Origin of the sequence: Hymenobacter lapidiphilus (assembly GCF_013377885.1) — a bacterium.
Lineage (GTDB): Bacteria > Bacteroidota > Bacteroidia > Cytophagales > Hymenobacteraceae > Hymenobacter > Hymenobacter lapidiphilus.
In genome coordinates, this window is record NZ_JABKAU010000057.1 from 1 (window position 1) to 20,040 (window position 20,040).

The following is a 20,040-nucleotide window of genomic DNA, read 5'->3' on the forward strand; positions in this document are numbered from 1 at the left end:
GAATACGCTTTCATGGCCAGAAGACAAACCTAAAACCATACACCAACCCAAGAACCGCTCTAAATGCTACCGTTCGCCTCTCTGCTGTGCTGGCTCTGTTGCTGGCCAGCCACGCTGCTAGTGCACAAACGCCGCCCCCGGCCGGGACCAGCCCCGCCGCCGGGTTTACCGACCCATAGCCGACAGGGAAGTCTATCAGGTCGTTTTTCAGTTAAATAGCGACGACCCCAAGCTGATTAAGATGACGCTGCAAAACATGCGAAACGCGCTGGACGACCCGCGCCTGAAGGGCCGGCTGCAGATGCAGCTGGTTGCCTACGGCGGCACCGACGTGTTTCGCAAGGCCCAGCCATACAAGGCCGAGTTGAAGGCATTGCAGCAGCAGGGGGTTATCATGGCGCAGTGCCTGAACACAATGAAGGAGCGCAAAATCAGCAAAGACGAGCTGTTCCCCTTCATCGGCTACGTGCCCACCGGCAACGGCGAGCTGATTATCTGGCAGGCCCAGGGTTGGGCTATCATCCACCCCTGATAAAGGGGTAGCTTATCCCTGGCTTCGTCTAACGCAACTTCTATGATCCTGCGTTTCGGTCTGCGCGAAAACTGGCAGCAGTTCAGCTTACTGGTGCTGGTGAATGCGTTTGTGAGCGGAATGGTAGGCCTGGAGCGCACTATTGTCAGTTACTTGTCTGAACTCATTACCCCTGCCCGCAGCTCCGGCCAGAACTCCGCGAAATCGTCCTCGTACGCGGGCAGCTCGTCCAGGAAGGCGGCGGCCCCGGTGGCCATTATGGCGCCGGCGGGCACGCGGCGGCTGAGTCCCTGCAACGCCTGCTCCAGGCCGGCGGGATGAGCGTAGCCGGTCAGCCAGTCGCCGTGGCGCATGTGGTGCAGCAGGGGCTGCAGGCGCTCGGGTATTTCGTGGCGGCGGGCGTGCAGCAGCGCGTACTGGCGTTGGGCAAAGTCGGGCAGCGGCTCAGCCGGATGGTGGCGGGCAAAGTCGCGGGCCAGCAGGTGGTCGTAGCCCATGTCGGCCACCACGCCGGCCCACTTGCCCAAGCCGGCTTCGCGCAGGCGGGCCGTGGTGCGGCGCACAACGGGGTGGGTATCCGTAAACGAGTCGATGAAGCGGTGCAGGCGGATACCACGCTGCACAGGCTCGGGATAGGCCAGCAGCCCGGCCCGGCCGCGCACGGCTTCGGCCGCGAAGTTGCCTACTACGATGTCATCGTACTGAGGTGTGTCGGCGGGGGAGCCGGAAAGCAGCAGGTGGGCCAGAAAATTCATGGGCAGCGGAAAATACGGCAGGGTGGCTTACAGACTACGCCGCAAAAGCCAACCAACCACCGGGGCAGACCGTACAGATAGGCGACCCGCCGGACCAACCCTGGCCCCCGGGCAATAGTTCTTAGCCCAGATTCTTTCCTTACGAACCCAACCCATGTCGAAGCCAACCAACGTTACCCACGACCTTTCCATACTGCTCGATAAAATCAAGGAAGTGCGCATTGCTATGCTCACGACCCAGGACAACGACGGCAGCCTGCGCAGCCGCCCCATGTATACCCAGAAGCCCGATGGCAGCAGCGCCCTGGTATTCCTGACCGACAAGGACTCGGCCAAGGTGTACGAGGTGAAGAAAGACAGCCACGTAAACCTAAGCTACGGTCAGCCCGACGACAATATCTACGTATCGGTTTCGGGCCGAGCCAACGCCTACCGCGACCAGGCCGAAATTAATAAGCTCTGGAGCGAACCCATGCGCGCCTGGTTCCCCAAGGGCAAAGAAGATGAGAGCATCTACATCCTGAAGGTGGAAATCGACAAGGGCGAGTACTGGGATACACCCAGCAGCCTCATCACCCAGGCCTACGCCTATGTGCGGGCCCTGGCTACCGGCGAGCGGAGCACCTCCGACGACGTAAACGAGCACGCCAAAGTAGAAGTCAAGTAGCCTATATTTGGCTGATTGCAAAGGGTCGGAAGCAATTCCGGCCCTTTTTTGTTGTTCCGCTGGCAGTCCCCGCAGAGGTGCGCAGAGCCTTTCAATTATCCTTCTTCCCTTGCTGACCACGCTTTCCATTATCACGCTCCTCCCCGACCAGCGGCGCTGGGGATTTGCCCAGATGGGCACGGCCCAGCAGCCCCTGCGGCGGGTGGCAGGCCTGCGGTTTGCCAAGCTGCTGGGCAGCGGCGCTACCAATGGCTTCGGAGTCCTGCCTAACCTGCGCCGCTACGGTTTTATGGCCGTTTGGGAATCGGAGGCGGCGGCGGCGGAGTTCTTCGGCCGGCATCCGCTCTGGCAGCAGTTCCGGGAGCGTACCACCGATATCTGGACGGCCCGCCTGGCTCCTATCAAGTCCCACGGGCTCTGGGATGGGGTGAACCCGTTTGATTATGCCTCCGAACCAGCCGATGCCGACGCGCCGGTGCTGGTACTCACGCGGGCTTCTATCCGGCTGCTGAAAACGCCCCGTTTCTGGCGCTACGTGGCCCCGGTGAGTGCCACCATTGCCGATGCGCCGGGCGTGCGGGCCGCCATCGGGCTGGGCGAGATGCCCATTGTGCGCCAGGCCACCGTCAGCCTCTGGGATTCGGCCCGCGCCATGCAGGACTACGCCTACCGCAGCGAGAAACACAAGGAAGTTATCCGCCTCACGCGGCAGGAAGACTGGTACTCGGAGGAAATGTTCGCCCGGTTCCGGGTGCTGAGCACCGAGGGCGCTTGGGATTAGGCACAGAGTAGGAAAAAATCAGTCATTCTGAGCGCCGCCGAAGAATCTCTACCGCTTTGTTGTAACGAAGCTGTTCAGGAAGTACCCGAAATCAATCAGACCGTCATGCTGAGCTTGCCGAAGCATATCTACCGCCTCGCTGAACAACTGTAACGAAACGGTAGAGATGCTTCGGCAAGCTCAGCATGACGTTCCTTTGACTTCCCAAACAGCTTCAACAATTACGACGGAGCAGTAGAGATTCTTCGGCTGCTCTCAGCATGACATTCCCTTCTTACTCCCTCCCTTCTGGCCTTTCTTACTCACCGCTTCTTCCGGTCGCGCAGCAGTTCCCGGAGTTCATCATCTTCGGGAGCGGGTGGCACCAAGCGGTACGTTTTGCCAGTCTGTTCGGTTCTCACCAGCTGAGCGGCCCGCAGCTCCTCGCGCAGGGCATTCAGGCGGAAGTATTCGGTGTAGAGGTGGGCCGCGAACAGGGCCACCTGGGGCCGGAGGGTTTCCCGTTGGTTGAGAACCGTCAGCCAGGAGGTGATGCGCAGGTACAGGTCGCGGCCGCGGGTGTCGGCCAATAGCTTTTCGGTGCGCTCCATCACGGCGTCGAGGCAGGCTTCGGGCTGGGTGCGGGCCGCCAGGGCGAGCAGCTCCGGGATACTGCCGGTAGTGGACCACTGACGGCTGAGCAGCAGCGGCAGCAACTCGGCTTCCCGGTTTTCGGCCACCAGCAGCTCGGCCCCAAACAGTGGGTCGGACCACCGGAGGCTAAGCCGCACCAGCTCGTCCACGAACGTGCGCCGTTGGGTTTCGCTCCAATAACTGCGCAGCTGCTCGTAATCGGCCAGGCTTTGGGTGTCGCGGCAGCGCTGCTCCAGAGCTGCCAAATACAGGGGCTCGTCTTCGGTGGGCGGCACGTGGGCCAGCACGTAGGCATTGAGGCGGTGGCTGAACTGGTCGCGATACGCGTGCAGCAGCCGTAGCAGGTGGGGCCGGTCGGCGTGCTGGCGGTAGTAATCGAGCAGGCGCAGCAGCAGCCCGAAATCGTGGCCGGCGTGGGCTTCGGCGGTGCGCACCCAGAGCGCGTCGTCGGCCAACACCTCGGCCGAGTACAGCAGCACGTGGGCCTGGTCGAGGCTCAGGGGCCGGCCCCCAGCTTCGAGCCGGGTGTGCAGCTGGGCCGCCACGGCGGGGGTGCGGGTCAGGGTCGTGAGCAGGGCGGCAAACGCGTCGGGCGGGTAGCCGGCATCGGCGTAGCGGTCGAAGAGCAGGGCCAGGGCGGCGGCGGTTTCGGCCTCGCCAAAGTCGTGGGTGGCCAACCGCGCATCGGCCCCCGATTCGCTGAGCAGCCGGCCCCAGCACTCCAGCACCCGGGCCGGGTAGCCTTCGTAGCTGAACAGGCCATAGTCGTCGGCGGCGGGGTCGATGGCGGCGGTGGCGCCCTCGTACACGCCAATCCAGTACTCTAAGGCGCGGGTGAGGCGGCCGTGGGCCAGGTGCTCGGCCACGAAGTGGGCAAAGGGCTGGAGCACGTCCTGGATAATTTCGTCGGCCAGCTCCAGCATCCCGTCGCCCTCGTCTTCCAGGTAGTCGCCGTAGTAATCGGTCTGCTGCCGAAGCGCATCGTCATCAAACGCCAGGTCGGCCAGCGCCTCGTACACTTCCGTGCTGACTTCCTCGGTAGTCGTCAGCTCCTGCGCAGCAGCAGCAGCAGCGGCGGGCGCGTTCGGGGCCGCCACCGGCGCGGCCGGTTTCACGGCGGGACTCACTTGCAGCAGAAACTGCTCGCGCAGTTGGGGCTGGGTGCGCAACAGGTTAGTCAGGAAGGCCAGCTGCGTGGTAACCGGCGTATCCATCAGCGCCTGCAAGAGCGCCTGCTCGCTGGTATCGGGCACCGGGTCGGGCTCAACTTCCGGCCCGAACTTCTTCAGCACGGCCAGGCCCAGCGCCACGGCGTGCTTGCAAATGCCGTCGTAATCGTAGGGGCAGTTGCAGCGGTAGCTGGCCCCCGTTTTCTCCACCGTCAGGCGCACCTTGTAGCGCTCCGAGCCCTCCACGCGGGCCTTGAACGTGTTGCCTTCGCGAGTGACTTTGCCCACGTAGCCTTGCTTGAAATACTGCTGGCCCCGCTCGTAGCTGGAGGTGTTGGCGGCGGCTTTGAGGTCGGAGCGCGTAAACATAGGGCTGGGGGTTGAATTGCCGGGGGTAAATTTCCGTAATTTTACCCGCTTCAACGCCTCTCCCCCCAGTCCGCCAGCGCTTCGCTAGCGGCTATCAGCTAACAGCTCCGTCAACCATGCCCGGCTACCATCCCCAGGATATCGAGAAGAAATGGCAAGACTTCTGGAAAGACAACCAAACTTTCCAGGCCGATAACGCTTCCGCAAAGCCCAAATACTACGCCCTCGACATGTTTCCCTACCCCAGCGGGGCGGGGCTGCACGTGGGTCACCCGCTGGGCTACATTGCCTCCGATATCGTGGCCCGCTACAAGCGGCTGCGCGGCTTCAACGTGCTGCATCCCATGGGCTTCGACTCGTTTGGGTTGCCGGCCGAGCAGTACGCCATCCAGACCGGCCAGCACCCGGCCCTGACCACCGAGCAGAACATCAGCACCTACATCCGCCAGCTTTCGGCCCTGGGGTTCAGCTACGACTGGAGCCGCGAAATCCGCACCTCCGACCCCGCTTACTATAAGTGGACGCAGTGGATTTTCCTCAAGCTCTTCAACAGCTGGTATAACCTGGAAACCGACCGCGCCGAGCCGCTGAAGACGCTGCTCGACAAGTTCGCCAGCAACGGCAGCGCCAACATCCGGGCGGCCGGCGACGAGGCCGAGCGCCACGAGTTTACGGCCGGGCAGTGGCAGAGCTTCACCGAAAAGCAGCGCCTTCAGGCCGTGCATCCCTATCGGCTGGCCTACCAGCAGGACACCTACGTGAACTGGTGCCCCGGCCTGGGCACGGTGCTTTCCAATGATGAGGTGAAGGATGGCCTCTCAGAGCGCGGTGGCTTCCCCGTTGAGCGCCGGCTGATGCCCCAGTGGAACCTGCGCATTACCGCCTACGCCGACCGCCTGCTGCGTGGCCTCGACCAGCTCGACTGGCCCGATGCCGTGAAGGAAATGCAGCGCAACTGGATTGGCAAGAGCATCGGCGCCAGCGTGCGCTTCCCGGTGTACCTGCGCACTTCCGACGGCGACATGAAGCCCCAGCCCGAGGAAATCGAGGTATTCACGACCCGCGTCGACACGATTTTCGGCGCCACGTTCCTGGTGCTGGCCCCCGAGTTGGATTTGACGCTGGCAATGGGCGAGCGGGCCGCGGCACAGGCCGACTACTCGCCTGAGGCCTCGCAAACCCTATCCGATCTGCAGGCCTACGTGAAGACTGCTACCAACCGCTCGGAGCGCGAGCGGCAGACCGACGTGAAAACCGTGAGCGGCGCGCCGACCGGCTTCTACGTGCAGAACCCGTTCACGCTGGAGTTTGTATCCGTCTGGACCGCCGACTACGTGCTGGCCGGCTACGGCACCGGTGCCGTGATGGGCGTGCCCAGCGGCGACCAGCGCGACTGGCTGTTTGCCACCCATTTCAACCTGCCTATCCGCCAGATTCTGGACGGCCAGCAGCACCTCGACCAGCAGGCCGACCCCACCAAGGAAGGCCGCTACATCAACTCGGGCTTCATCACGGGCCTCACCTACGACGAGGCCACCGAGCAGCTGCGCCTGCGCCTGCGGGCCAACCGCGTGGGCGAGCCCAAAATCACCTACCGCATCCGCGACGCCATCTTCGGCCGCCAGCGCTATTGGGGCGAACCCATCCCGATTTATTATAAGGACGGCGTAGCCTACGGCGTGGCCGAAGCCGATCTGCCCCTAGTGCTGCCCGAAATCGACGAGTACAAGCCCACCGAAACCGGCGAGCCGCCCCTGGCCCGCGCCCAGGACTGGCTCTACAAGGGCCAGTACCCCTACGAGCTGAGCACCATGCCCGGCTGGGCCGGCTCCTCGTGGTACTACCTGCGCTACATGGACCCGCACAACGCCGACCGTTTCGTGGGCGAGGAGGCCGAAGCCTACTGGCAGAACGTGGACCTCTACCTCGGCGGGGCCGAGCACGCCACCGGCCACCTGCTCTACTCCCGCTTCTGGCACCTGTTCCTAAAAGATCTGGGCCTAGTAACGGCCCCCGAGCCCTTCCAGAAACTGATTAATCAGGGGATGATATTGGGAGTGTCCGCTTTTATAGTTAGGGATATCGGTGCAGCCGCATCTAATTACCATTTTCCCAATGGTGATGTAGGGCCTAAGAAGATTCACTTTGGTAATCGTTTAGTTACTGCATTTCATAGTGCTGATTCTACTTTAGGAAAAGTATTTTGGAAGGAAGATATGAGCGATAGAGCGAAATATTATTCCAAAAGACATGTCCCTGTAGAGTACGTTGATAATAATGTATTACCCCCTGAAGGCCAAATTCAATTCCAAAAGTGGCTAGGGGAAGAGTGCATTTTTATGTGTAGCTCCGGTTATTGGCACGGAGGACGTTTTTATGACTTTGACATGAATGAATGCCTTGAAAGTGAACCTTTCAAAATTCATCATGAAGTCGAGAAGATGTCGAAGTCGAAGTACAACGTGGTGAACCCCGACACGCTGATTGAGCGCTACGGGGCCGATGCGCTGCGGATGTACGAGATGTTCCTGGGGCCGCTGGAACAGTTCAAGCCCTGGAATACCAACGGCATGAGCGGCGTAGCGGGCTTCCTGAAGAAGCTCTGGCGCCTCTACCACCCGCAGGATGGCGCTTTCGCCGTAACCGACGAACCGGCCGCACCCGCCGAGCTAAAGGCCTTACACAAGGCCATCCGCAAGGTGGAGGAAGACATTGAGCGGTTCTCGTTCAACACCACCGTCAGCGCCCTGATGATTACGGTGAACGAGCTGACGGCCCTCGACTGCCACAAGCGGGCCATTCTGGAGCCGCTGGTGGTGCTGCTTTCCCCCTACGCGCCCCACCTGGCCGAGGAGCTATGGTCGGAGCTGGGCCACGCGGCTGGTTCCATCAGCACGGCCCCCTACCCCGAGTTCCGCGAGGAATATTTGGTCGAGGATGTGGTGAACTACCCGGTGGCCATCAACGGCAAGGTGCGCGAGCAGCTGCAGTTCCCGGCCACCGCCACCGCCGCCGAAATCGAGGCCGCCGTGCGCGCCACGGATATTCTGGAGCGTTTCGCCGAAGGCAAGCCCGCCAAAAAGGTGATTGTGGTGCCCGGCCGGATGGTGAATATCGTGGTGTAGTTTTTAACCCAAGCCGGGGAGGGCGTTGTAGGGGCGGGGCTTGTCCCCGCCCGCCATTAGAACAACGTGTTGACTGACTGTTTGCAGATTCCGCAAAGCACCTGCTGACGGCGGGCGGGGACAAGCCCCGCCCCTACAGCGCCCTCCCCGGATTGTTTTTTAGCGCTTAAAAGCAGAACTGTCATTCTTTGCTTCGCTCTGAATGACAGTTCTGTTTCTACCCCTCCATTCCTTCCCGCACTGCCCGGGGCAGGGAGGCGCGCACCAAATCATAGGAGTGGTCAATCAGCTCGCGTAGCTGCTGGCCCGGGATGCCCGTGCCGATGAGCACCGTGTTCCAGTGCTTCTTGTTCATGTGGTAACCGGGCAGCACATATTCGTGCTGCTCGCGTAGCTCCACGGCCCGCTCAGGGTCGCACTTCAGGTTGATGCTGGCGAAGGTGTTGAGGTCAGTAAGGACGAACATCTTACCGCCGACCTTGAATACCAGCGTATCGGGGCCGAAGGGCGTTTCTTCGGTAACGCCGGCCTTGAGCAGGCAATAGTCGCGGAAATCCTCGATGTGCATGGGCTGGACGGAAAAGTAAGCCGCCTGTCACGCAGAAAGCATAACAGGCGGCTTAAATATAGCAGGCAGCGGCTTTGGCTGCCGAGATGCCAGTTCCGACTTAGCGGAGGAACCAGCGGTAGAGCAGTACCAGAAGCCCCACCAGAAACATCGACATGCTCAGCTTATTGATGAAGTGCATGGTCCGCAAGTTGAAATTGGAAGGCCGGCTGGGGTCATTCTTGCGGAAAAAATAACCGAATACGGGGCCGAGGTTGAACAGGTCTTTGCGCATGGGATGAAGATATAGCGGGTTCGGTATTATAACACCTGCCACCAAAAAAAGATTTTCCGGCGGGCCAGAATAAGGCCTTATTTAACCCATGTTACCGCATATTCTATGGCTTTAGCCGCGGTAGAGTTGTTCGAGGCGCGCCGTATTGTTCTCGCGGATGATTTTGCGCTTCACCTTGAGCGTGGGCGTTAGCTCACCTGATTCTATGCTCCACGGTACTGCTACCAGCGCCACTTTCTTAATCTGCTCCCATTGGGCAAAACTGGCGTTGGCTGCCTGTAGCAACTGCTCATAGCGCTGCTGCACCCGCTCGTCGGCCACCAGCGCCTCGTCCGTCAGTTCGGCGGGCAGGCCCTGACCGGTGGCCCAGGTGCGCAACTCGGTAAAGGCCGGCACCAACAGCGCGGCCGTGAACCGCTCACCCTCGCCCACCACCATCACCTGCTCCACCAGCGGCGACTCCGACAGCTTCGATTCCAAAGGTTGGGGAGCCACGTACTTGCCGTTGGCGTTCTTGAACATCTCTTTTTTGCGGTCGGTAATCTTGAGGAACTTGCCCTGCACCAGCTCGCCAATGTCGCCGGTATGCAGCCAGCCGTCGGCGTCGATGGCCTCGGCCGTAAGGTCGGGGCGGTTGTAGTAGCCGCGCATCACGGAGGGCGAGCGGGTCAGGATTTCGCCATCGGTGGCAATTTTCACCTCCACATTGGGCAGCACCGGCCCCACGGCCCCAATCAGGTTGTTCTCCGGCTCGGGGCGGCTGGCGGCAATTACGGGCGAGGTTTCGGTCATGCCGTAACCCTCCATCACCCGTATGCCAGCCGACCAGAACACCCGCGCCAGCCGCGGCTGCAGGGCCGCGCCGCCGCAGATAATAAAGCGCACCTCGCCGCCCAGCGCTGCCCGCCACTTGCTGAACACGAGCTTGTTGGCCAGCGCCAGCTGCGCGTTGTACCACCAGCCCTGGTCCTGCTGGGTATCGTAGCGCAGCCCCAGCGCCAGGGCCCAGTCGAAGAGCTTGCGCTTGGTGCCGGTCAGCTGCTGGCCAGTGGCCACAATCTTGTCGAATATCTTTTCGAGCAGCCGCGGCACGGTAGTAAAGGCGTGGGGCTGCACCTCACGCAAGTTGTCGGCAATAAGCGCGACGCTCTCGGCGTAGTAGATGCTGAAGCCCAGCTGCAGGTACAGAAACGTGGCGGTGCGCTCGAAAATATGGCTCAGGGGCAGGAAGCTAAGCGTTTTGGAGCCCGGCGCCAGCGGCAGGTAGCTCAGCAGGTTCTCGCAGTTGAACAGGATGTTGCGGTGGCTGAGCATGACGCCCTTGGGGCGGCCGGTAGTACCCGAGGTGTAGATGAGCGTGAGCAAATCGTCGGGCTGCACGGCGGCCCGCAGCGGCGCCAGCTCGGCCGGGTCGGCGGTGGCACCCTGGGCCAGCAGGTCGGTGTACGACGGGGCGCCGGGTGTGGGGTCGAAGGTGAAGATATGCTCGGGGCCCGCTTCGAGCCCGGCCACGGCCTCCCTCACCTTTTCCAGGAGCGGCGCATCCTGCACCAGCACCACCCGCACGCCGGCATCCTGAAAAATGTGGCGGTAGTCGTCGACGGTGATGGTGGGGTACATCGGCACGCTCACGGCCCCGAGCTGGGCAATGGCCATGTCGGCCACCACCCACTCGGGGCGGTTGGCGCAGATGATGGCCACTTTGTCGCCGGCCCCTACGCCCAGCGTCCGCAGGCCCAGGCTGAGCTGGTCGGCGCTTTGCTGCACCTGCTGGGCGCTGCGGGGCTGCCAGCGGCCGTCGCGCTTTTCTACCAGGCAGTCGGCCTGCGGCGTGGTTTCGGCCAGGTGGGCCAGCAAATCGAAGGTGCGGGAAAACGTCATAGAAAACAGGGCGGGATATGCTGCCAGAAACGCGACAGTCAGTCAAAAATAGCCGGCTTCGCGGTGGCAATGGTACCAGGCCATAATATTATCAAACTACATTCGCTTTACAGACCCTTATCTGCGCTGTAGCTCTGCCTATGAAACCCCTGCTTCTGTTGCCGCTACTGCTGCTAAGCGCACCGGCCGCCTTCGCCCAAACCCAGCCAAACCCCGAAACGGAAGCCGTGCAGCAAACCGTTCGCCGGTTTTTCGAGGGCATGCGCCGCGGCGACAGCACCGCCGTGCGCGCCACGCTGGCCCCGGGGGCAGTTTTTCATACGCTCACCACCAAAAACGGCCAGACCCAGCTACGCCCCGAAAGTCCGTCGGGTTTTGTGAAGGCCGTGGGCACGCCGCATCCGCAGGTGTGGGATGAGCGCATATCGTTCGAGAAAGTGCTCATCGACGCCAACCTGGCCAGCGTCTGGACGCCCTACGAGTTCTACCTGGGCAGCACCTTCAGCCACTGCGGCTACAACTCGTTTCAGCTGGTGAAGCTGGCCGATGGCTGGCGCATCGCCCACGTCATCGACACGCGCCGCAAGGAGAAGTGTAAGTAGCAACAGTTGGGGAGGTCGGTGTAGGGGCGAGGCTTGCCCCCGCCCGCCGTTAGCAGGTGCTTTGCGGGGCCTCCAAACAGTTGGTTAACCCTTCGTGCTAATGGCGGGCGGGGGCAAGCCCCGCCCCTACACCGACCTCCCCAACCTGGGTTAAGTAGCACGAGCCGGCCGCAACCCGGGCCGTTACCCGTTGGCCAACTGCTCGATATCCGGCACTTCGAGCACCGGCTGCGGGTAGCCGCCCTGCGCCACCCGCAGCATGGCCCGGCCCAGTCCGGCCAACGTCCCGAAATAGCGCGGTGCCAGCTGGCGCATCAGCGGGTACAGCCAGTTGATGTAGCGGTAGTAGCTCAGCGTGTTGCGGAGGCCCGGCGTGGGTCGCAGAAAACCCGGCCGGAACATGTACGCCGCCCGAAAACCCAGGGCTAGCAGCGCGTTTTCGGTTTCGCCCTTCACCCGCGCCCACATCTGCCGGCTCCCGCTGGCCGTGCCTGCGCCCGACACGTAGCAGAATGTGAGGTCGGGGCCGTTGCGGGCCAGCAGGGTGTGAGCGAAGTGCAAGGTCAGTTCGTACGTGAGCCGGCGGTACTCGGGCTCCTTCAGCCCCACCGACGACACGCCGAGGCAGAAGAAGCAGGCGTTGTAGCCCGCCAGCTGGTCGGCCACGGGCGCGAGGTCGAAAAAGTCGGCCACCAAGATTTCCCGCAGCTTCGCATGCGTCTGCCCGCTGGGCCGGCGGCTGATGGACAGCACCTGCTCGACATCGGGGTTGAGCAGGCATTCGTGCAGCACGCCCTCCCCCACCATGCCCGTCGCCCCGGTGATGATTACGCGTAGTTTCATGGGGTGCGGGGAGTTGTGAGGGGTGGGGATGGTTTAAGGCTGAAAAGCCAACAGCTCGCTACCTACATTTTGCAGGGTGCATTTTGCACATTCCACTACTATGGGCGCTAGATGGTCAATGGTCAGATTGACTACGAATGCCTTTCCATGCTGTGAGGTCGGCTGTTTTTTACAGTTGAATTCATCTATTCGAAATCCCAGGCTGCTGCGTTTTGCTTTTACAAGAACTCTATCAATTGCAGCTTGCGCCTTTTCAACACCTTTTACATCTCTGATACCAGAAATGATTAACTGGTAACATCGCAGACTATCATTCTCTATTTTTCTCCAGGTAACAATTTCAAGCCGGGCACGCGCGGGGTCGAACTTAAAGCTGTCAACAACTGCATCGTGTAAGGAAATACATATTCCTAGCGCTTCTGAATCGCCCATTTTGCTACATGCCTTTATTAAGATGTTACTCTACCCCGCCACCGGCTCCTCCAAAAACTCCTTTTCCACCCAGCGGCCGTCTTCGCGCATGAGGTCGATGAGCTGGTCGACGGCCTGGGCTTCGGGCACCGATTTCTTGATGACATCCTGGCCGCGGTAGAGGGCAATTTTGCCCTTGCCCACGCCCACGTAGCCGTAGTCGGCGTCGGCCATTTCGCCAGGGCCGTTCACGATGCAGCCCATAATGCCGATTTTCACGCCCTTGAGGTGGTCGGTGCGCTGGCGAATCATGGCGGTGGTTTCCTGCAAGTCGAACAGGGTGCGGCCGCAGCTGGGGCAGCTGATGTACTCGGTTTTGCTCATGCGGGTACGGGCCGCCTGCAGGATGCCGAAGCTGAGCTGGTTGAGTTGGTCGAGCACCGTGAGCCACTCCGCTTTCGGGCGCTCGGGCAGCAGTTCGGTGCTCAGCACCACGCCGTCGCCGAAGCCGTCGAGCAACAGGCCGCCTACGTCGGTGGCGGCGTAGAGCTGGGTTTGCTCGGGCGTGAGGGCCGGATATTGGCGGTTGATGACCACCGGGTTGGGCACCTCGTGGTTCAGCATCTCGAAGAACGCCCGGCGGATTTCGGGCATGGCGTGGGCGTTATCGGTGTAGAGGATGATAACGGCCGTGGCATCGTCGCGCAGCTGGTCCAGCGTGGGCGGCGTGAGCGAGGCCAGGTTCTGAAACACGAAGTTCAGGGCGGGGTGGCGGGCTCCGGCGGCGGCGTATTCGGCCTGGGTGAGCACGGGGTAGTGTTCGGGGCGCTGGCCGGCATCGAGCCAGGCGCTGTAATCCACCATTTCGCGCAGGCCGTTGGGTAGCATAAACGGCACCGGCCGCTGGCCCGAGTACAGGTAGTCGGCCCCCAAATCACTCATCTGAAACTTGTCGAGAAACGCCGAATACAGATGGCCGGCGGCCCGCAAATCGGCGTACTCCAGCCCCGGCAGACGCGAGAAGTCCACGACCACCCGCGGCACGTTCAGCCCCCCAAAGTTGAGCACCTCCCGCGTTACGCGGCGGTGGTATTGGAAAGGATTGTATTTTGAGCTGTTAGCTGATAGCTGCTGGCTGTTAGCTTCGTTCTTATCTGAGCTATTGCTGACTGGCTGCTGATCGTTCGTTTCGTTCAGCGGAGAGCTATCAGCTAACAGCTTTAAGCTAACGGCTGGGATATAATCTGCCTGTTCGGCGCGGTGGGTGTAGCGGTCAATTAGGGCGCGGGCTACCGGGGCTTCGGCTTCGGGGGCTTCGGTGAGGCTTACGCGCACGGTGTCGCCGAGGCCGTCTTCGAGCAGCGTACCGATGCCTACGGCGCTCTTGATGCGGCCGTCTTCGGCCTCGCCGGCTTCGGTTACGCCCAGGTGCAGCGGGTAGGGCTGCAGGCCTTCGGTGTCGAGCTTCTGCACCAGCAGGCGGTAGGCCTGCACCATTACCTGGGTGTTGCTGGCCTTCATACTCAGCACCACATCGTAGTAGTTTTCTTCCTCGCAAAGGCGCAGAAACTCCAACGCCGATTCGACCATACCCAGCGGCGTGTCGCCATAGCGGCTCAGAATCCGGTCGGAAAGCGAGCCGTGGTTGGTGCCGATGCGCATGGCCGTGCCGTACTGTTTGCAGATTTGCACCAGTGGCCGAAACCGCTCCCGGATGCGGTCCACCTCGGCGGCGTAGCTGCTGTCGGTGTATTCGATGAGGTCGAATTTCTTCTTGTCGGCGTAGTTACCGGGGTTCACGCGCACTTTCTCCACGATGCGGGCGGCCAGCTCGGCGGCGTTGGGCGTGAAGTGGATGTCGGCAATCAAGGGCACGGTGCAGCCGCGCTTGCGCAGCTCCTTCCTGATTTCGAGCAGGTTCTGGGCCTCCTTCACGCTGGGGGCCGTGATACGCACGTACTCGCAGCCGGCCTCCACCATGCGCAACGTCTGCTCCACCGAGCCGAGCGTATCCATGGTATCCACAGTGGTCATGCTCTGCACCCGAATCGGGTTCAGGCCGCCCATGGGCAGGTCGCCGATTTTCACCTCGCGGCTCAGGCGGCGTTTATACTCGGTCAGGCTGGGGCAGTACGTCGTGTTCATAGGAGGAAAACCGGGGGCCGCGGGCGAAAGTTGCGTGGCAGAGCAAAGGTACACGCTGCCGGGCAGCGGCCAAGCGGCTGGCCAGGGCGGCGAGCCGGCGCAAACAAACCGCTACCGCCGGCCTGCTGGCACCAGGATACTTATCTTGACCGCCGTTCAGCACTTTTCCCCGCCTATCCTATGCGTTCTGCCGGTTTTTCGCGTCGTAGCTTTCTGCACCTTTTTGCCCTGGCGCTGGCCAGCCTGCCGCTGCTGGCGGGCTGCGGCGCGGGCCGCCTGCCCGCCAGCTCTCCAACCGATTACCTGCTGTATGTGGGCACCTACGCCGAAGCAGAGGCCGAAAGCATTTTCCTCTACCGCATAAGTGGCGAGGGGGCGCTAACCCGGCTGCGGGCCGAAAAAGCCGGACCCAATCCGTCGTTTATCACTCTCGACTCCCGCCACCAGTACCTGTACGCCGCCAACGAGGTAGGCCAGTTCGAGGGGGCGGCCAGCGGCTTCGTCAGCGCCTTTGGCATCAATCAGCAAACGGGCCAGCTGACTGCCCTGGGGCGGCAGGCCTCGGGCGGGGCGGCCCCCTGCTACCTCAGCCTGAGCCCCGACAACCGGGCCGCGCTGGTAGCCAACTACACCGGCGGCAGCGTGGCTTTGCTGCCCCTGGCCCCCAACGGGCAGCCGGGGCCGGCCGCAGCCAGCCACGCGCACCAGGGCGCGGGCCCGAACCGGGAGCGGCAGGAGAAGCCCCACGCCCACTGCATCATCCCCGACCCGGCCGGCCGGTTTGCCTTCGCCGTTGATTTGGGCATTGACCAGGTGGTGGGCTATCGGCTCGATGCGGCCAAGGGCCAGCTGCAGCCGCTAGCGGCGCCGGCCTTTATGGCCCAACCCGGCGCGGGCCCGCGCCACCTCACCTTCCACCCCAACGGCCGCTGGGCCTACCTGGCCAACGAGCTAAGCTCGGCCATCACCGCGTTGCGCTACGATGCTGCGGCCGGCACCTTCACCGAAGTTCATACGCTATCGGCGCTGCCGGCCGGTTTCGCCGCCCCCAACACCGCCGCCGATATTCATGTGGCACCCAACGGTCGGTTTGTGTACAGCTCCAACCGCGGCCACAACAGCCTGGCCGTATTTGGGGTGGCCCCTGATACCGGCCGCCTGAGCCTGCTGCAAACCGTGAGCACCCAGGGCCAGACGCCTCGCAACTTCGCCCTCAGCCCCGACGGCCGCCTGCTGCTGGTAGCCAACCAGAACTCCAACTCTCTCGTCACGTTCCGCGTCGATGCCCAAACCGGCCTGCTCACGGCAACCGGCCACACGGCCACGGTACCCAAGCCAGTTTCCCTGCAAATAATACCCGATTTTATGGCCCGCTGAGTGCTAGTGGAAAAGCTGTTTATAAAGTAGAAAGAACGTCATGCTTCGACTGCGCGGACGCCAGATGAAGCATGACGTTCTTTCTACTTTATAAACAGCTTCGGAAGCATGATCAAAGGATGAGAGGCCTGTCCCGGCTTAATCTTTCTTGGTTTCCTTTCCTGCCCGGGTAAATACTTCTTCGAGCGTATCAGTCTGTACGCCGGGGGTTTCATCGAGGGCAGCACGGCGCATGGCGCGGGCCACGGTGCGGCCATGGATGGGGCGGTAGCTGCGCAGTAGTGGCATCGTGCTGGCGGCCGTAGCCAACCAGAGACCCACTTTTTCGGCTGGCCGGGTTTCGGCCCGCGGCCCGGCCAGAATACCGGGCTGAATGATGCGGATGCGCTGAAAAGGCAGCCGTTTAATATCGCGCTCCAGTTCGCCTTTCATCCGGTTATAGAACAGCAGTGCCTCGGCATCGGCTCCGGTCGAAGACACCAGCACATAAGCCTGTACCCCGTTTTCGGCCGCCGCCTGGGCCGCCTGATACTGGTAGCTGTAATCGACCTGATACTGGGCCTGCTGGCTGCCGGCCTGGGCCAGGGTGGTACCGAGGCTTGAAAACAGCACATCGCCCTGCAGCAGATGGTTCCAGGTGCGGGGCTGGTCGAAATCAACCGTATGCTCTTCCAGCCGCGGGTTTTGGTAGCCGGTGGGCCGGCGGGTGAAAACTTTGATGTGCTGCCACTGCTCATCGGCGAGCAACTGCCGTAACAGGTAGTCGCCTACGAGGCCGGTGGCCCCAATCAGAAGTGCGGTGTTCATATGAATTGATGATTTAAAAATCGGAGGGCTATACAAGCTCAACCGTAACCTGGCAGAAGACTAACGGCAGCAAAAGCCTTTTGTTGGTTGAAAGTTTAGGAAGCGCCGCTACTGCACCAGCAGCACTATTTTTCCGATGTGGCTGCTGCTTTCCATCAGCCGGTGGGCTTCTGCGGCCTCGGCCAGCGGAAAGGTGCGCTCGATAACGGGGCGCAGCCGGCCGGCCGCCACAACCGGCCACACGTGGCGCTCCACCTCGCGGGCCAGCGCCGCCTTAAACTCGGCCGAGCGGGGCCGCAACGTACTCCCCGTAATGGTCAGGCGGCGGCGCATCAGGTCGAGGGCGTTGAATTCGGCTTTGGCTCCCTGCATGGCGTTGATAAACACCAGCCGGCCATCATCGCGCAGCAGGCGCAGGTTTTTGGGCGTGTAGTCGCCGCCCACCATATCCAGAATCACATCGGCCCCGCCGGCGGCAGCTACCACGGTTTCAAAATCCTCTTCCTTGTAATTGATTACGGTATTGGCTCCGAGGCGGGCCACGGCGGCGCATTTTTCGGCCGAGCCGGCTGTGGCCATTACCTGGCTGCCTAAGGCATGGGCCAGCTGCACGGCCAGCACCCCAATGCCGCTGCTGCCGCCGTGTACCAGCAGCGCTTCGCCGGGTAGCAGGCCCCCGCGCTGAAACACGTTGTGCCACACGGTAAAGGCCGTTTCGGGCAGACTGGCAGCTTCCGTAAGGCTCAGGCCGGCCGGGATGGGCAGGCAGTGGCCAGCCTCCACCACCGCGTATTCGGCGTAGCCGCCCTGGCCCAGCAAGGCGCATACGGCGTTGCCGGGCTGCCATTGGGTTACGCCCGCACCGCATTCTTCCACGTGGCCGGCCACTTCGAGGCCCGGCACAAGGCCGGCCACCTCGTAGGCCCCGGCGTATTTGCCCTGGCGCATCAGCACATCGGGCCGGTTTACGCCGGCGGCGGCCACCCGCAGCAGCACCTGGCCGGGGCCGGGCACGGGGCGCGGGCAGGTTTGCAGCTTCAGGCATTCGGGCCCACCGGCCTGTTTGATAACAATGGCGTTCATGGCAAGAAGGTATTGTAAGGCCGGCAACCGTAGGCCGGACAAAGCGTAAGCTGAGATTTACGCAGAAACCGCGCCTTTGGGTACCGTTGAGCTTGCTGAACCTGATGGCGAACTTGACCGGCCGATTTTCCAATCACCTCATGAAAAATCCGTTCCACCTCCCTCCATTTCTGCGCACGGCCGGCCAAACGGGCCGGCTCGCTGCCTGGCAAACCGGTCTGCTGTTCCGCAAAGCGGCCCGCTCGGCCCTCGATGCGGTGCAGGACGTGCTGCGGGCCGAAGTAGTAAAGGGCAATGGCGAGCTGGTACGCGATTTTCTGGTGGGCAAGGCGTTGCCGGTGGCCCGTGCGCTGTTGCTCGAACGCATGGCCGCTGGGTTGCTGCTGCGCCTGGGCCTGCGCGGGGCGCTGGCTTCGAATGTGGTAGGCTGGGTGCTGCCGCTGGTTGTCGAGCAGCTGCTGAAAGCCGGCCGCAGCTCGGGGCTGTTCGAAAAAGTGGGCCAGCATGCCACCGTGCAGGATACGCTCCGGCGCCTCGATGAACTGCGGGCGGCCACCTGGAAACGCCTTGCGCCCGACCACGGCAGCAGTGCCGAAGTGCTGCCCGATGACCACGAACTGCCCCCGAAGCTTCCGGCCTGGACCGGCCTTAAACCGGCCGGCGAGGCGAATAATTCCTTGTAGTATTTTTATTTATTTTTTATCTTTTATGGGTCCTGACAGGAAATCCAACTCCTGAAACTGGTCCGTACGTTGGCCCGCATGAAAAAAGATACTACCCCGGAAACGGGCCTAACGACCTTGCTTCCGCCCGCCTGTGCCGCTCTGCGCAACCTGTATCGTACTGCGCGGCATCTGCCCTCTACCGACCCGTATACCCCTGCCCGCCTGGCCCGCATTGCCGATCAGGCCGAGTACCTGCTCGACTCCTGGCCCGCCGCCCAATGGCCCGGGGCGCTTCACTCGGGCCAGCCGCTGCCGGCCCGCGCCGTGCTGCTGGCCTGGGTAGCCACCGCCCGCCGCGACATCGACTACGCGGGTACTGCTGCCGGTACCAGCTGGCCTTACCCGCAGTGGCACCGCATTACCACCACGCTGCTGGCCGCCCTGGTCCCGTTTGCCTGAACCAGCCGGCTCCTTTCCCGGCTGCCGAAGCTATGTTTATTCCTTCGAGCTAAGCATCAATCCCTAAGCTGCGGGGGTAGCGGGTAGTATTTGGCAAACTGCTACTATTTCCGCATTTTTGAGTGATTTACCCCACTCTGTGGTCCCGCTCTCCGCTCCATGATGCAAGAACTTACCAACGGCTTCGGCAAAGTATACCTAACCATTGCCTATGAGCAAGCCAATGACTGGGTTTACAACAACTGGATAGGTTACCAGACCTACGCGGGCATAGTGGCCGGAGCCGATGCCTGCCTGGCCCCCCTGCGTGCCCATGCCTGCCCCTACCTGCTCAACGATAACCGCGAGGTTATCGGCCCCTGGGACCATGCCGTGGAGTGGATTGTAACCGATTGGGCTCCCCGGGCCTTGGCTCAGGGCCTTACGCACTTCGCCCACATTGTCAGCCCCGAGGCGCTGGCGGCCATTTCGGCCGAGGCCATGCACATAGGCATCGGTGGCCGGCTCGAAATGAAAATGTTTGGCAACATTGATGAGGCTAAAGCTTGGCTGCGGCAGGCACAGCATAAAGCGACGGCATAGCCCAAGTAGCAGTATTACTGCCAGGCCACTTTACGCCGGCGCTGCTTTCTCTTTTGCCGTTTGTTCCTGTAGTCCAGACACGCCTTAATCTGCCGCTGAGCCCTTTTAGCCGCTGAAATGCCGATGGCGTTGCAGAGTTTAACTCAGGTGCTGACAGGCAACTACCGGAACGGATTACTCAGCCTGAGAAAAGCTTTTATCTGACGTTTCAACCGATTCGCGGCACTTGCGCGACATCCGCGACGGGTATTACAAGGGCAACTACAACTGTACATCCACACGAGTGGGCAGCTTGGTTTCGGCCGAAACTAG

Annotated in this window: 19 protein-coding genes; 9 read left to right on the plus strand and 10 right to left on the minus strand. The window is 62.0% G+C overall.

Going from position 1 to position 20,040, the window contains the following annotated elements; translation table 11 throughout:
• Positions 1-241 precede the first annotated feature (241 nt).
• Positions 242-532 (plus strand): DsrE family protein, encoded by a 291-nt coding sequence (locus tag HW554_RS18905; RefSeq protein WP_176910092.1) that lies wholly within the window; start codon positions 242-244, stop codon positions 530-532.
• A gap of 149 nt (positions 533-681) precedes the next feature.
• Here HW554_RS18905 and HW554_RS21040 read toward each other — a convergent pair whose 3' ends face one another.
• Positions 682-1,287, minus strand: coding sequence for an acyl carrier protein phosphodiesterase (locus HW554_RS21040; protein ID WP_176910093.1), 606 nt, complete (start codon positions 1,285-1,287; stop codon positions 682-684).
• 154 nt (positions 1,288-1,441) lie between these two features.
• Here HW554_RS21040 and HW554_RS18915 point away from each other — a divergent pair, with 154 nt between their 5' ends.
• On the plus strand, positions 1,442-1,954 hold the full coding sequence (locus HW554_RS18915; RefSeq protein WP_176910094.1) for a pyridoxamine 5'-phosphate oxidase family protein: 513 nt from the start codon (positions 1,442-1,444) through the stop codon (positions 1,952-1,954).
• A gap of 109 nt (positions 1,955-2,063) precedes the next feature.
• On the plus strand, positions 2,064-2,735 hold the full coding sequence (locus HW554_RS18920) for a spheroidene monooxygenase (RefSeq protein WP_246285488.1): 672 nt from the start codon (positions 2,064-2,066) through the stop codon (positions 2,733-2,735).
• Positions 2,736-3,037: 302 nt separating this feature from the next.
• Here the strand turns inward: HW554_RS18920 and HW554_RS18925 are convergent, their stop codons facing one another.
• A complete protein-coding gene (locus HW554_RS18925) occupies positions 3,038-4,906 on the minus strand; it encodes an SWIM zinc finger family protein (protein ID WP_176910095.1) in 1,869 nt (622 codons plus the stop codon).
• A 116-nt stretch (positions 4,907-5,022) separates the two neighbouring features.
• Here HW554_RS18925 and HW554_RS18930 point away from each other — a divergent pair, with 116 nt between their 5' ends.
• The gene (locus tag HW554_RS18930) at positions 5,023-8,031 is read left to right on the plus strand and encodes a leucine--tRNA ligase (protein WP_176910096.1); all 3,009 of its coding nucleotides are present in this window, start codon (positions 5,023-5,025) and stop codon (positions 8,029-8,031) included.
• A 217-nt stretch (positions 8,032-8,248) separates the two neighbouring features.
• Here the strand turns inward: HW554_RS18930 and HW554_RS18935 are convergent, their stop codons facing one another.
• From HW554_RS18935 to HW554_RS18945, 3 genes are all read right to left on the minus strand, one after another.
• Entirely contained in the window at positions 8,249-8,599 is a 351-nt protein-coding gene (locus HW554_RS18935; RefSeq protein ID WP_176910097.1) for an MmcQ/YjbR family DNA-binding protein, read from the minus strand.
• 100 nt (positions 8,600-8,699) lie between these two features.
• Positions 8,700-8,873, minus strand: coding sequence for a DUF6728 family protein (locus tag HW554_RS18940; protein ID WP_176910098.1), 174 nt, complete (start codon positions 8,871-8,873; stop codon positions 8,700-8,702).
• Between the two features lie 111 nt (positions 8,874-8,984).
• Positions 8,985-10,754, minus strand: coding sequence for an AMP-dependent synthetase/ligase (locus HW554_RS18945; RefSeq protein WP_176910099.1), 1,770 nt, complete (start codon positions 10,752-10,754; stop codon positions 8,985-8,987).
• Positions 10,755-10,894: 140 nt separating this feature from the next.
• Here HW554_RS18945 and HW554_RS18950 point away from each other — a divergent pair, with 140 nt between their 5' ends.
• Positions 10,895-11,356 carry a nuclear transport factor 2 family protein gene (locus HW554_RS18950; protein ID WP_176910100.1) on the plus strand — a complete coding sequence of 154 codons (462 nt, stop codon included), beginning with the start codon at positions 10,895-10,897 and terminating at the stop codon, positions 11,354-11,356.
• Between the two features lie 183 nt (positions 11,357-11,539).
• Here HW554_RS18950 and HW554_RS18955 read toward each other — a convergent pair whose 3' ends face one another.
• The 3 genes from HW554_RS18955 to ispG are packed head-to-tail and all read right to left on the minus strand — an operon-like array spanning position 11,540 to position 14,755.
• Entirely contained in the window at positions 11,540-12,199 is a 660-nt protein-coding gene (locus HW554_RS18955) for an NAD-dependent epimerase/dehydratase family protein (protein ID WP_176910101.1), read from the minus strand.
• 33 nt (positions 12,200-12,232) lie between these two features.
• Positions 12,233-12,631 carry a hypothetical protein gene (locus tag HW554_RS18960; RefSeq protein ID WP_176910102.1) on the minus strand — a complete coding sequence of 133 codons (399 nt, stop codon included), beginning with the start codon at positions 12,629-12,631 and terminating at the stop codon, positions 12,233-12,235.
• A 30-nt stretch (positions 12,632-12,661) separates the two neighbouring features.
• Positions 12,662-14,755, minus strand: coding sequence for a (E)-4-hydroxy-3-methylbut-2-enyl-diphosphate synthase (ispG, locus tag HW554_RS18965; protein WP_176910103.1), 2,094 nt, complete (start codon positions 14,753-14,755; stop codon positions 12,662-12,664).
• A gap of 180 nt (positions 14,756-14,935) precedes the next feature.
• On the opposite strand from ispG, the gene HW554_RS18970 reads away from it, so the two are divergent.
• Positions 14,936-16,132: a lactonase family protein gene (locus HW554_RS18970; RefSeq protein ID WP_176910104.1), complete on the plus strand. Its 1,197-nt coding sequence runs from the start codon at positions 14,936-14,938 to the stop codon at positions 16,130-16,132.
• A gap of 138 nt (positions 16,133-16,270) precedes the next feature.
• On the opposite strand, the gene HW554_RS18975 is transcribed toward HW554_RS18970, so the two are convergent.
• Positions 16,271-16,939: an NAD(P)H-binding protein gene (locus tag HW554_RS18975; protein WP_246285490.1), complete on the minus strand. Its 669-nt coding sequence runs from the start codon at positions 16,937-16,939 to the stop codon at positions 16,271-16,273.
• Positions 16,940-17,047: 108 nt separating this feature from the next.
• On the minus strand, positions 17,048-18,022 hold the full coding sequence (locus tag HW554_RS18980) for an NAD(P)H-quinone oxidoreductase (protein WP_176910105.1): 975 nt from the start codon (positions 18,020-18,022) through the stop codon (positions 17,048-17,050).
• Between the two features lie 140 nt (positions 18,023-18,162).
• Here HW554_RS18980 and HW554_RS18985 point away from each other — a divergent pair, with 140 nt between their 5' ends.
• From HW554_RS18985 to HW554_RS18995, 3 genes are all read left to right on the plus strand, one after another.
• Positions 18,163-18,705, plus strand: coding sequence for a hypothetical protein (locus HW554_RS18985; protein ID WP_176910106.1), 543 nt, complete (start codon positions 18,163-18,165; stop codon positions 18,703-18,705).
• 78 nt (positions 18,706-18,783) lie between these two features.
• A complete protein-coding gene (locus HW554_RS18990) occupies positions 18,784-19,146 on the plus strand; it encodes a hypothetical protein (protein WP_176910107.1) in 363 nt (120 codons plus the stop codon).
• Positions 19,147-19,305: 159 nt separating this feature from the next.
• Positions 19,306-19,728: an STAS/SEC14 domain-containing protein gene (locus tag HW554_RS18995; protein WP_176910108.1), complete on the plus strand. Its 423-nt coding sequence runs from the start codon at positions 19,306-19,308 to the stop codon at positions 19,726-19,728.
• Positions 19,729-20,040: the final 312 nt, after the last annotated feature.